Origin of the sequence: Cohnella algarum, from assembly GCF_016937515.1 — a bacterium.
GTDB classification, from domain to species: Bacteria; Bacillota; Bacilli; order Paenibacillales; family Paenibacillaceae; genus Cohnella; species Cohnella algarum.
The window spans coordinates 1752297-1764712 of the sequence record NZ_JAFHKM010000002.1 but is presented as its reverse complement, the minus strand read 5'-3'; the positions used below and the strand labels follow the sequence as shown (position 1 = coordinate 1764712).

The 12416-nt window shown below is 59.0% G+C and carries 9 protein-coding genes; 2 read left to right on the top strand and 7 right to left on the bottom strand.

All coding sequences use genetic code 11. The features are described 5' to 3' along the window. Positions 1 to 155: 155 nt before the first annotated feature. The 5 genes from urtE to urtA all read right to left on the bottom strand — a co-directional run bounded on the left by urtE (position 156) and on the right by urtA (position 5067). Entirely contained in the window at positions 156 to 863 is a 708-nt protein-coding gene (urtE, locus tag JW799_RS07955) for an urea ABC transporter ATP-binding subunit UrtE (protein ID WP_080831643.1), read from the bottom strand. Further along, positions 841 to 1626, bottom strand: coding sequence for an urea ABC transporter ATP-binding protein UrtD (gene urtD / locus JW799_RS07950; protein WP_080831644.1), 786 nt, complete (start codon positions 1624 to 1626; stop codon positions 841 to 843). The genes urtE and urtD overlap by 23 nt, the downstream gene beginning before the upstream one ends. Beyond that, positions 1577 to 2686: an urea ABC transporter permease subunit UrtC gene (gene urtC / locus JW799_RS07945; RefSeq protein WP_080831645.1), complete on the bottom strand. Its 1110-nt coding sequence runs from the start codon at positions 2684 to 2686 to the stop codon at positions 1577 to 1579. The genes urtD and urtC overlap by 50 nt, the downstream gene beginning before the upstream one ends. 40 nt (positions 2687 to 2726) lie before the next feature. Then, positions 2727 to 3632: an urea ABC transporter permease subunit UrtB gene (gene urtB, locus JW799_RS07940; RefSeq protein WP_080831646.1), complete on the bottom strand. Its 906-nt coding sequence runs from the start codon at positions 3630 to 3632 to the stop codon at positions 2727 to 2729. A 136-nt stretch (positions 3633 to 3768) separates the two neighbouring features. Further along, positions 3769 to 5067, bottom strand: a complete 1299-nt coding sequence (urtA, locus tag JW799_RS07935; RefSeq protein ID WP_205429347.1) for an urea ABC transporter substrate-binding protein — start codon at positions 5065 to 5067, stop codon at positions 3769 to 3771. Between the two features lie 408 nt (positions 5068 to 5475). Between urtA and JW799_RS07930 the strand changes: the two genes are divergently transcribed. Beyond that, complete coding sequence (locus tag JW799_RS07930) at positions 5476 to 6483, top strand: permease (RefSeq protein WP_245809585.1); 1008 nt, start codon at positions 5476 to 5478, stop codon at positions 6481 to 6483. Between the two features lie 20 nt (positions 6484 to 6503). Next, positions 6504 to 7583 (top strand): TIGR03943 family putative permease subunit, encoded by a 1080-nt coding sequence (locus tag JW799_RS07925; RefSeq protein ID WP_205429345.1) that lies wholly within the window; start codon positions 6504 to 6506, stop codon positions 7581 to 7583. A 139-nt stretch (positions 7584 to 7722) separates the two neighbouring features. Here JW799_RS07925 and JW799_RS07920 read toward each other — a convergent pair whose 3' ends face one another. After that, complete coding sequence (locus JW799_RS07920; protein WP_205429343.1) at positions 7723 to 8805, bottom strand: peptidylprolyl isomerase; 1083 nt, start codon at positions 8803 to 8805, stop codon at positions 7723 to 7725. Further along, entirely contained in the window at positions 8792 to 12316 is a 3525-nt protein-coding gene (mfd, locus tag JW799_RS07915; protein ID WP_205429339.1) for a transcription-repair coupling factor, read from the bottom strand. Before mfd ends, JW799_RS07920 begins: the two co-directional genes overlap by 14 nt. Positions 12317 to 12416 lie beyond the last annotated feature (100 nt).

Genomic DNA, 12416 nt, shown 5'->3' with positions numbered 1-12416 from the left:
GCACGGCCGGGCGAGATGAGTCATTTTTACCCAACTGCGCGCGGCCACGGCCAGATCGGACTCGCGGGGACGCGCCGCAGCTGCCCGCACTCGTCCGCATTCGCCTGCCGCCCGCAGCCTCCCTCACTCGCCCGCTGCCGCCTGCCGGTCGGCGCTCAAACCGTCAAATACCGCATCACCGCCGGATCGTCCAGCTGGTCGCGGCCGCCTTCCCAGACGATCGAGCCCTTTTCCATAATATAGAAACGATCGCCGACGCTGCGGACGAATTCCAGACTCTGTTCGACGAGCAAAATCGCCGTCTTGCCGTCGTTGCGTATATCGCGAATGACATCGCGGATATCCTCGACGATCGACGGCTGAATGCCTTCCGTCGGTTCGTCCAGCAGCAGAAGCTCCGGCTCCGAAGCCAGTGCCCGGGCGAACGCCAGCTGCTGCTGCTGCCCGCCGCTCAAATCCCCGCCTCTGCGGTTGTACATCGTCTTCAGAACGGGAAACTTCGAAAGCGCCTCCTCGGGAATTTCCTTCGCCCGCCGCCGCGCCTTGTCCCGGCTCGCCTCCAGCCCGATCCGCAAATTTTCGTAAATGGACAGCTGCGGGAAAATTTCCCGGCCTTGCGGCACGTAGCCGATCCCTTTGCGCGCCCGCTCGCCCGGCGTTTTTCGCGTCAGGTCGTCTCCGTGGAACGAGATCGAGCCTTTGCGGCTTTTGATGACGCCCATGATGCTCTTGATCAGGGTCGTCTTGCCGACGCCGTTGCGCCCCATCAGGCAGACGACCTGCCCGGGCTCCACCGCCAGCGACACTTCCCGCAAAATGACGCTCTCGCCGTACCCGGATTCAAGCCGTTGAACCGACAACATCGGCATCCCGCCTTTTGCCAAGGTACACTTCCATGACCCGGTCGTCCCGCTGCACTTCGTCCATCGAGCCTTCCTTCAGCAGCTTTCCTTCGTGCATGACCGTGACGGAGCTCGCGAAATTGCGGACAAATTCCATGTCGTGCTCAACGACGACGACGGTCCGCTCGCGCACGATTTGCTGCAGCAGCTCGCCGGTTTTGTCCGTCTCTTTGTCGGTCATCCCCGCGACCGGTTCGTCCAGCAGCAAAATTTCCGGCTCTTGCATCAGCATCATGCCGATCTCCAGCCACTGCTTCTCTCCGTGCGACAGCCCGCCGGCCCGCTGGTTCCGTTTGTCGGCGAGGCCGATCAGCTCGAGCTGGGCGTCGATCCGCGCCCGGTCCGTTTTGGTCATCTTCGCCCGGAGCGTCGCGAAAATGCCCCGGTTTTGCGACATCGCGATTTCGAGGTTCTCGTCGACGGTCAAGCCGGCAAAAATCGACGGCGTTTGAAATTTTCGCCCGATGCCCAGCTCGGCGATTTCATGCTCCCGGCGCTTCGCGATATCCACGCTGCCCGCTTTCGCATGGAACGTAACCTTGCCCCCGCTAGGCTTCACCTTGCCGCAGATGACGTCGAGCATCGTCGTCTTGCCCGCGCCGTTCGGACCGATCAGAAACCTCAGCTCCCCGGGCACAAGGGTCAGATCCATTCCTTGAACCGCTTTGAAGCCGTCAAACTGTACGCTTACTTTCTGGCACGACAGAATCGAGGACAGGCTCATGCCGTTCATTCCTCCTTTTATCGAATCGCTCTCCCAGCTTCCGGATCAGGCCGATCAGCCCGCCGGGCAGGAACACCGTCACGACGACAAACAACGCGCCGAGGAAAATCGTCCATACGTCGGGGAACGATTCGCTCAAGCCGCTTTTGGCCTGATTGAGCGCGATCGCTCCGACGACGGCGCCGACCAGCGTCCCGCGGCCGCCGACCGCTACCCACAGCACCATTTCGATCGAGGGAACGATCGCCATGGCCGAAGGGGAAATGATGCCGACATGAAGCACGAAAAACATGCCCGCCAGCCCCGCGAGGGCGGCGGAAACGGCGAAGGCGGCCATCTGGTACAGCGACGGGTCGAAGCCGAGAAACCGGACGCGGTTTTCGCCGTCCCGAATCGCGCGCAGCACTTTGCCGAACCGGCTTTTGACCAGGTAGCGGCAAAGCAGGAATGAGAGAACGAGCGCGACGACCGTCGCGATATACATGCCCGTCTTCATAGCGCCGGAGGAAAGCGGCTGTCCGAACAGCGTCGTATAGCCGGTCAATCCGTTCGTGCCGCCGGTATATTTCTGCTGTCCGACGAACAGGGTCACCGTAATGATGACGAGCGCCTGCGTCAAAATCGTAAAATAAACGCCGCGAATCCGGTTCCGAAACGTAAAGAAGCCGAGGAAAAGCGCAAGGGCCGCCGGTATGAGAATGCCCATCAAGGCGGCGAAGGCGAAGCTCTTGAACGGCTCCCAGAACCAGGGCAGCGCGGTCATCCCGGTCCAATCCATAAAATCCGGCAGCCGGTCCCCGCTCGCCGTAAGCTTTAAATGCATCGCCATCGCATAGCCGCCGAGGCCGAAAAACACTCCGTGCCCGAGACTGAGCACGCCGGTATAGCCCCACAGCAAATCGAGTCCGAGCGCCGCAATCGCGAACGCCAGGCATTTCGCCAAAATGTTAAGTCTGAAGTCGTTCAAAAAAAGCGGAGCCGCCAGCAAAATCGCAATGGCCGCCGCATAACCGGCCAGCAGCCACAGCTTTTGGCGGGTCAAAGGTACCGAAGCGAACATCCGTCGCTCACCACCTATACGCGAAGTTTAACGGCGCCGGTTAATCCAGCGACCGGCTGCGGACCGCAACGAGTCCCATCGGCTTCCATTGAAGGAAGGCGACGATGCACAGGAAGACGAGCACCTTGCCGAGCGACGCATTCGTCCACCATTCGAACAGCGTGTTCAGCGTGCCGATCCCGAGCGCTCCGGCGACCGTTCCCACGAGCTTTCCGACGCCGCCGAGCACGACGACCATGAACGCGTCGACGATGTAATTCGTGCCGATCGTCGGGCCGATCGGGCCGATCAGCGTGAGCGCGCAGCCGGCGATGCCGGCGATGCCCGAACCGATGGCGAACGTGACGGAATCGACGCGCCGGGTGGAAATGCCGAGGCAAGCCGCCATCTCGCGGTTTTGCATGACGGCGCGCATCCGCCTTCCGGGCGCGCTGCGATAAATATAAACATACATCGCAAGCAGCACGAGCGCGACAAGCGCGATAATGAACAGCCTTTTATAAGGAAGGACGACGCCCGTCATGATCTTCAAGCCCCCGTCGAGCCAGGACGGGCTCGTCACGCCGACGTTCGGAGCGCCGAAGATCGAACGCGCCGCCTGCTGCAGCACGAGGCCGACGCCCCATGTCGCCAGCAAGCTGTCCAGCGGTCTCCCGTACAAAAACCGGATCAGCGACGTTTCCAGCAAGTAGCCGATCGCGAACGCGACGGCAAAGCTGAACAGAATGGCCAGCGGAAAATAAGTGTCGAACATGCTCTCGGGCAGCGAAGCTTGAAACCATTGCTGCACCATGTAAGCGGAGTAGGCGCCGATCATAATAAACTCTCCGTGCGCCATATTGATGACCCGCATCAGCCCGAACGTGATGGCCAGGCCGAGCGCGATCAGCAGGAGGATGGAACTTACGCTAAGGCCGTTGAACAATTGCGTCCACCATAACGCCATGGCCCGATATCTCCTTTCTGGCCTTTCCGCCTCCGGAGGCGGGAAAGGAAAAGCCGCGCAAAAATCGGCCGAATCGTCGTTGAAAAGCAAGGGAAGGCTCGGCAGCTCCGAACGCTTCCCTTCCCGTTTTTTTCGATTACGAACCCGAGCTCAGGCCGGCGGCCCAATCGTACGTTTTCAGGTAAGGATCCGGCTTGACCGGCTCCCCGGAATTCCAGAGCTCCTTGATCTGCCCGTCGGCTTGCAGCTCGCCGATCCGGACCGTCTTGTAAATATGCTGATTCTCGCCGTCGATCGTAACCTTGCCTTCCGGAGCGGCGAATTCGATGCCGGCGGCGGCTTCCTTCACTTTGTCGACTTCGAACGAACCCGCCTTCTCGACGGCCGCGGCCCACAAGTATACGGCAACGTAACCGGCTTCGATCGGGTCCGCCGTCACGCGGTCGGCTCCGTACTTGGCTTTGTAGCTTTCGACGAATGTTTTGTTCTCCGGCGTGTCGGTCGTTTGATAGTAGTTCCAGGCGACCAGATGCCCTTCGAGATATTCCGGTCCGATGCCCCGCGCTTCTTCTTCGGCGATGCTGACCGACAGCGTCGTCAGATCCGCGGACGTGATGCCCGCATCCTTCAGCTGCTTGAAGAAGGCGACGTTGCTGTCCCCGTTAAGGGTGTTGAAGACGACGTCCGGCTGGGCGGCCTGGATTTTGGCGATAATCGTGGAGTAATCGGTATGGCCGAGCTGGGTGTATTCTTCGCCGACCAGCTCTCCGCCCTTGGCTTTCAGCTGTTCTTTGATGATTTTGTTGGCCGTTTGGGGGAAAACGTAGTCGGAGCCGAGCAGGTAAAATTTCTTTTTGCCGTTCTCCAGCAGGTAATCGACCGCGGGGACGATTTGCTGGTTGGTCGTCGCGCCCGTATAGAAAATGTTGGGGGACGATTCCATGCCTTCGTATTGCACCGGGTACCAGAGCAGTCCGTTCAATTCCTCGAAAACCGGCAGCATCGCTTTCCGGCTTGCCGACGTCCAGCCGCCGAAAACGGTCGCCACCTTGTCTTCCGAAATCAGCTTTCGGGCCTTTTCCGCAAAGGTCGGCCAATCGGATGCGCCGTCCTCGACGATCGGTTCGATCTGTTTGCCGAGCACCCCGCCCTTCGCGTTGATTTCTTCGATCGCCAGCAGCTCGGAGTCCCGTACCGACACTTCGCTGATCGCCATCGTGCCGCTCAGCGAATGCAGGATTCCGACTTTGACGGTGTCTCCGCCGATTGCCGACGGCGACGCCGATCCCGACGATGACGGAGCCGACGCCGACGGCGAAGATTCGGACGCCGACGGCGACGCTCCGTTATTGCCGCTGTTCCCGCCGCAAGCCGCCAAAACGAGGCAGGCCGCCGCAAGCGTTGCCAGACCGTTCAACCATTTTCTCCTTTTCATGTCCCCACTCCCCTGATCATCTGGTTTCTATCTCTTTTTCCGAACGTTCAGACGGTTTATTGCGTCTTCCGTTCGTGATCCAATTATAAGAGGAGGAAAAGATTGGCGTCAATATATCTAACAAAAGTAGTGGAATTTCGACATGAATTTACATAATTATTAATTATTCTTTGGATTAGTGTTAGATTTACTTCCATGAATATGCTTAATGAACGAAAAATGTGCCCTAAATCCCCTCCGAAGCAAGGATTGTACGTCAATTTATATTTCCTGTTCGGATTTTTCCGGATTTGGGCCGCCGCTGTTCGCATTCGGGAGGTCGTTCGGCAAACTCGTTCGGCTATTTATCTCTCGACCAACATAAGGTAAAATAAACTGTAATCGTTACAATCAACGAGGAGGGTTCGGGTGCCTGCCTTTTTTAAATGGGGAGTCAATTTGCTCACGCTGGGCTGCCTGTATATGCTCTATCTCATTTTTTTCGGCGGGGAAACCTCCTTCGGGCTTAGGCTGCCGCAAATCGAAACCGGCCAATTGGAAAGCCTGAAAACCGTCTTCATCAGCATCTTCTTGGAGGCTTTGCCGTTTATTTTGCTGGGCGTCGTCACTTCTTCCTTTTTGCAAACGTTCGTTTCGGAGGAAACGGTGCGCAAGCTTCTGCCGAAAAACCATTGGCTCGGCATCGGCATCGCCTCCCTGCTCGGCATCGTGCTGCCCTTATGCGAATGCGGCATGATTCCGGTCGTCCGCCGCCTCATTCAAAAAGGGATGCCCGTTTATCTCGGCATTACCTATATTCTGGCAGCGCCGATCATCAATCCGGTGACCTATATTTCAACCTTCATGGCCTTTCGGACTCAACCGGAGGTCGCTCTGTACCGGACGCTTCTCGCCTTTATCGCCGTCGCGGCGATCGGCCTGATTTTGCACCGCTCCGTCAAGGAGCAGCCGCTGCGCTCGGCGCCGGCCGCTCCCGCCGCACGCGGCCGCGAACACCGGCACGACGGCAATAACCGGCTCGCCCACGCGTTTTCCCACGCGTCGGACGAATTTTTCGAAATGGGAAAATACTTGCTGCTCGGCGCTTTTCTTACCGCCGCGATCCAAACGTTCGTCAGCCGCGACACCCTCCTTTCCCTCAGCTGGGACGGAGGCGGCCATTTGTTCATGATGGCCTTCGCCTACTTGATATCGCTCTGTTCCACATCGGACGCTTTCATTGCGGCGTCCTTTACGGGAACGTTCCCGACGGGAGCGCTGTTGTCCTTCCTCGTGTTCGGCCCGATGCTCGACTTGAAAAACACGATCATGATGCTCGCCGTATTCCGCAAGAAATTCGTCGTTCGCCTGTCGTTTCTGATTTTTGCGACCGTGCTCGTCGTGACCGTCCTGGCCGATTGGGTCGGACTCGTCTGAAGAAAGGAGCTGCCAACCGCATGCATGCACGCCCCGACCGGGCGCAAATCGCCCACCATCTCGTGCGGGCCGTTATTTTGGCCGGCATCGCCTTTTACATCGTCAGGCTGAATAGCCTGGATACGCTGACGCTCTACGTCGCGCCGCGGATGACGATCTACATCAAACTGGCCGCTTTCGGCGTTTACGCTTTGGCGGCCGGCCAGTTGTTTCAGGCGGTCCGGCTCCTGAACGGCGCGCGGCCCGCTTGCGATTGCGGACACGACCATGAGATGCCGCGCTCTCTTCTAAAGAGCGTGCTGCTGTACGCCTGCTTTGCCGTTCCCCTGGCCGTCGGCTTCCTGACGCCCGATACGACGATGGGCAGCGCGATGGCCGCCAAAAAGGGCATGAACCTGAGCTCGTCCGCCGACATGAAGGAGCAGCTCCAGCCTTTCTCGCAGGGGAGCTTGCCCGAAGCGGAGCCGACCTCTGCGGCCTCCGCCCCGCCGGATTCGGCGAACGCGCCCGGCGCCGGGGAGGAGAACGGCACGGGGAATGCGCCGGGAACGGGGAACGCGCCGGGGGACCGTTCGCCCGTTTCTTCGGAAAGCCCGGCCCCGGAAGACCATTCCGGCGGCGACGCCGGCGTTTCGGCCTCTTCCGATCCGCTGGATGCGCTGTTCCCTTACGACAACTTCAGCGCGGCTTACGCGAAGTACGGCAAACAAATATACGGAGATCCCGTCATCACCGTCACCGAAAAAAGCTACATGGAAATTTTGACGACGGTCGACTTGTATTTGAACAATTTCATCGGCAAGGAAATGGCGATCAACGGCTTCGTCTACCGGGATGAAACGATGGCCGATCATCAGTTCGTCATCGGGCGCTTTGCGGTCCAATGCTGCACCGCGGACGCGCTGCCCTACGGCGTCATGGTGGAAGCCGAAGACGCGTCCCGGTTCGGAAACGACAGCTGGCTGCGGGTGACCGGCACGATCGGGACGACGGAATACAACGGCATGACGATCATGAAGCTCGATTTGACGAATGCGGAGGAAATCGAGCCGATCAAGGAGCCGTATATTTACGCGGATCTGGAATTCGGGCTGGATTGACGGCTCGCGACCTTGCGGGGCGCAAGCGCGCTAACGGCACGGGAAGCGACCCGGATGCTCCGTCCAAAAATAAAACCTCCGAGTCCGCCATTAACAAGCGGAACCGGAGGTTTTAATTTAATAGGGAGCCGTCTGCCGATTATTCGGCCGCGGAGGCCGACGGAGACGCGCTTGCGTCCGGGGAAGCCGCAGGGGATTCCGTCGCGGGCGCCGATGCGCCCGGAGTCGAAGATGCCGAGGCGGACGGAGAAGCCGAAGGAGACTCCGATGCCGGGGGCTCCGGCAAATCCGTGCTCGTAATCAAGCCCGGGAGCTCGTCCGTCATGAACTTGCTGACCTCTTCGGAGGCGAGCGTCTGCTTGATTTCCGCCTTCACTTCGTCGAACGTCTTCGTGCCGCGGTCCTCGACTTTCATGACATGGTAGCCGTACGACGTCTTGACCGGATCGCTGATCTCGTTGATCTCGAGCGTCAGCGCGGCGTTTTTGAACTCTTCGACCCATTGGTTCGGATCGTACTTTTCGTAAAGGCCGCCGTTGGACGCAGAACCGCCGTCATCGGAATATTCGGCGGCCAGCTCGGTCCAGTCGCCGCCCGCTTCCAGCTTGCCTTTGACTTCGTTGGCGAGCTTCAGCGCTTCCTCGTCGGTGCGGGTGTTATTGTTCTTGTCGGTAAGCCCGATTAAAATATGACGCACGCTGGCGTAATTATAGCTGTCTTTGTTTTCGTCGTAATACGTTTGCGCCGTTTCGTCCGAGACGTCGGCCACGCCCTGGTTGAGCATCGTCACCTGTTCGGTCATGAACTGAAGGAGCTTGTCCTCGGTCAGGCTGCCGTCCTCCATCGTCTTCTTCACGTCTTCGTTGGCGTCCAGCTCGGACTTGATCTGGTCGAACTGCTCCTTGGCGTCCGTTTCCGACTGTTTCTTGACGTCGTCGGTCGCGCGGTCGCTCAAAATGCGGATGCCGATAAGCTGCTTCAAAATTTCTTCCTGGTACGTCGGCTCGTCCACGATCGTGGGGAAGGAAGCGTAATAGAAAATTTTCAAAAAGGTTTTGTAAGCTTCGAACTCTCCGTTCGCAATTTGACCGCCCTCGTATTCGGCGACGACTTTGGCGTCGTCCTCGTTTTTGCCGCATGCGGCCAACAGGCCCGCAAACAGCACCGCAGCCAGCGTTAAAGCCGCAATCCGGCCGGCCAGGCTGCTTCTATGGCGCAACATCCTGCAATTCCCCCTTAATTTTTGTCGCTTCCTTGTATTGTACCAGAAAATCCTCGACAAAAGCCAACATCGCATCGTCGTCAAGCCGCTTTACCATCATTTTCAACAGCGGCTGCGGCTGCAGCGAAGCGATCTGCATTTTGCCCTGGAAGCGCTTTTCGAGCTGCTTCAATTTCGGTTCGTCCATCACCTGGCGATGGCGCTCCTCGAACTTGATCCACACCTCGTCCCCCCGCTTGACGATCGACTCGATGCCGTAATGCCGGCCGTACACTTTGAGACGGGCGACGGCAAGCAGGTTGAGCACGGACTTCGGAGGCTCCCCGAACCGGTCGACCAATTCGTCGAACAGCTCGCCCACGTCGTCAAGCGTAGCGGCGGCCGCCACTTTTTTATAGATTTCGATTTTCTGGATGCTGTCGTAAATATATTCGGGCGGCAAGTAGGCGTCGACGGCCAAGTCCAGCTGGGTGTTGACTTGCGGCGGCGGCGCTTCTTCCTCTCCGAACTGCTTCGCCTTGCGCGCCTGAATTTCCTCGGCCAGCATTTGCGAATACAGATCGAAGCCGACCGAAGCGATGAAGCCGTGCTGCTCCGCGCCCAGCAAATTGCCCGCGCCCCGGATGGACAAGTCGCGCATGGCGATTTTGAACCCGGACCCGAGCTCGGTAAACTCCTTGATCGATTGCAGCCGCTTCTCGGCCACCTCCGTCAGCACCTTGTCGCGCTGGTACGTGAAATAGGCGTAAGCGATCCGGTTGGAACGGCCCACGCGCCCGCGCAGCTGGTACAGCTGGGACAAACCCATCTTGTCGGCGTCGTGCACGATAAGCGTATTGACGTTCGGGATGTCGACCCCCGTTTCGATGATGCTGGTGCTGACGAGAACGTCGTAATCGCCGTCGAGAAAATCGAGAATCGTCCGCTCCAGCTCCTGCTCGGACATTTGCCCGTGGGCGACGGCAATGCGGGCGTCCGGAACGAGCGCCGAAATTTGCTCCGCCATCTGGTAGATGCCCTGCACGCGGTTGTACAAGAAGTAAACCTGTCCGTCCCGCGCCATCTCGCGCTCGATCGCTTCGCGCACAAGCGTCGGGCTGTACTCGACCACGTACGTTTGCACGGGAAACCGGTTTTCCGGCGGCGTCTCGATGACCGACAGATCGCGCACGCCGAGCATGGACATATGCAGCGTCCGCGGAATCGGCGTCGCCGTCAGCGTCAGCACGTCCACGTTCGTCTTCAGCCGCTTGAGCTTCTCCTTGTGGGAGACGCCGAAGCGCTGCTCCTCGTCCACGATCAGGAGCCCCAAATCCTTGAACACGATGTCCTGCGACAGCAGCCGGTGCGTCCCGATGACGACGTCGACCGTGCCCGCCTTCAGCGCCTTGATCGTCTCGTTCTGCTCCTTGCGGGAACGGAACCGGCTCAAGACGCGAATTTGAAACGGATATCCCGCGAACCGCTCGCGGAACGTCTCGTAATGCTGCTGCGCGAGAATGGTCGTCGGCACGAGCACGGCCACCTGCTTGCCTTCGATCGCCGACTTGAACGCGGCGCGCACCGCCACCTCCGTCTTGCCGTAGCCCACGTCGCCGCAAAGCAGCCGGTCCATCGGCCGCGGCTTTTGCATATCCTTTTTGATCTCTTCGATCGCCCGCAGTTGGTCCGGCGTTTCCTCGTACGGGAACATCGCCTCGAATTCCTGCTGGTACGGCGTATCCTCGCCGAAGCCGTAGCCCGTCGTCGCCTGCCGTTCGGCATACAGCTTGATCAGATCGTCGGCGATATCCTGGACGGACGAGCGGACCTTCGATTTCGCCCGGGTCCACTCGGCTCCCCCGAGCTTGCTTACCTTCGGCTCCCTCTCTTCGGAGCCTACGTATTTCTGAATGAGGTCGAACTGCTCGACCGGCACGGACAAACGATCCCCGCCGGCGTAGACGATGTGCAAATAATCTTTGTGAATGCCGTTGATTTCCAGCGTGCCGATGCCCAAATATTTGCCGATGCCGTGATTTTGATGCACGACGTAATCGCCGACCTTGAGCTCCGTGTAGCTCTTGATGCGTTCGGCGTTGTCCATGCGGCGGTCGACGCGGCGGGCTTTCCGCTGCTTCTGGGTGAACATCTCGCCTTCGGTAATGACGACGAGCTTGACCGACGGGAGCTCGAAGCCGCTTTGCAGGTTGCCGAGGGCGATTTCCGGCTGCTCGATATGGTAATCCTCCAGCACCCGCTTCATCCGGTCTGCCCGCTCGCCGTTGCCGGCCAGCATGACGATTTGGGAGCCGCTCTTATGCCAGCGTTCCATTTCCGCCTTGAGCACGTTCATTTGTCCGTGGAAATTCTGCATCGACCGGCAGACGAAATTGACGATATTTTGCGGCTGGGTGTGAGGAATTTGCCGGACGAACAAGGACAAGTACACGACTTGATACGATTTCGGGTACAGCGCCCGTTCCGCTTCCACGGCCAGCACGAAGCCGGGCAGCGATTTGCCCTGCTGCAGCAGATGCGTCGCCCATTCCGATTCGTCTCGTTCCAGTTGGCGGGCCGTTTCATTCAACCGGTTCGGTTCGTCCATCAGCAGCAGCGTATCTTCGGGAATATAGTCAAGCAGCGTCTGGCGTTCCGGGTAAAGCAAAGAGATATATTTGTAGATTTCGGAAAAATAAACGTTTTGCCGAAGCAAATCGATTTCCCGGGCAATTTCCGAACGCAGCCGATCCTTGGCCTGGCGATCGGTCATCCGTTCCAGCTGCTTTTCGAGCAGTTCGAAGGCATGCTGGGCCGCGTTCGCGAACCGGCGCTCGTCCGCGATCATTTCCCGGCAGGGCCTGACGCGGGTTTCGTCCAGCTTGTCGATCGACCGTTGATCGGTCGGGTCGAACGTGCGGATCGAATCGATTTCGTCGTCGAACCATTCCACGCGAAGGGCGACCGGCGAGGTTAACGGGAAAAAGTCGACGATGCCGCCGCGAACGCTCATATGCCCCTTCTGCTCGACGCGGTCGACGCGTTCGTAGCCCAAACCGATCATTTGCTTCAAAAACGTCTCCATCGGCAGCGATTCGCCGACCGCAAGCTTGACGGAAGCCTGCGCCATCGTGCGGCGATCGGGCTGAAACCGCCGAACCCCCGAAAAAGGCACGACAACGACCCCGCGGAATCCTTCCGCGAGTTGAAGCAGCGCATCCATTCGCCGCGCCGACATTTCCGGACTCGAAATGGCCGTCTCCGCCGCGATCAGCTCGTTGGCGGGATAAAGCAGCACTTCTCCTTGCGGCAAACATTCCTGCAAGTCTTCCGCTATTTTCTGGGCGGAGAACATATTGTGCGTCACGACGAGCATCGGCCGCTTAAGCTCCCGGTACATCGTCGCGATCATCACTTGCCGCGCCGATCCGGACATGCCGGCCACCAGCTGCTCCCGCATGCCGCTTCGCACGCCGGAAAGCACCGAAATCAAATCGGGATCGGTCGCAAACGTATTCAACAGCGCCTTCATGGCGGGTTCCCCTTTCTGACGTAAAGCGTTTCCGCTGCAAAAGACAGCGTGCAGACGGTCGGCTTCGCTCGCAACAGCGCCTTATTCATGATATTCGCTA

What these genes read in the sequence shown, in the direction of transcription:
- urtE (WP_080831643.1), bottom strand. Translation starts at nt 863, where the DNA reads ATGTTGTCGGTTCAACGGCTTGAATCCGGGTACGGCGAGAGCGTCATT.
- urtD (WP_080831644.1), bottom strand. Translation starts at nt 1,626, where the DNA reads ATGAGCCTGTCCTCGATTCTGTCGTGCCAGAAAGTAAGCGTACAGTTT.
- urtC (WP_080831645.1), bottom strand. Translation starts at nt 2,686, where the DNA reads ATGTTCGCTTCGGTACCTTTGACCCGCCAAAAGCTGTGGCTGCTGGCC.
- urtB (WP_080831646.1), bottom strand. Translation starts at nt 3,632, where the DNA reads ATGGCGTTATGGTGGACGCAATTGTTCAACGGCCTTAGCGTAAGTTCC.
- urtA (WP_205429347.1), bottom strand. Translation starts at nt 5,067, where the DNA reads ATGAAAAGGAGAAAATGGTTGAACGGTCTGGCAACGCTTGCGGCGGCC.
- JW799_RS07925 (WP_205429345.1), top strand. Translation starts at nt 6,504, where the DNA reads ATGCATGCACGCCCCGACCGGGCGCAAATCGCCCACCATCTCGTGCGG.
- JW799_RS07920 (WP_205429343.1), bottom strand. Translation starts at nt 8,805, where the DNA reads ATGTTGCGCCATAGAAGCAGCCTGGCCGGCCGGATTGCGGCTTTAACG.
- mfd (WP_205429339.1), bottom strand. Translation starts at nt 12,316, where the DNA reads ATGAAGGCGCTGTTGAATACGTTTGCGACCGATCCCGATTTGATTTCG.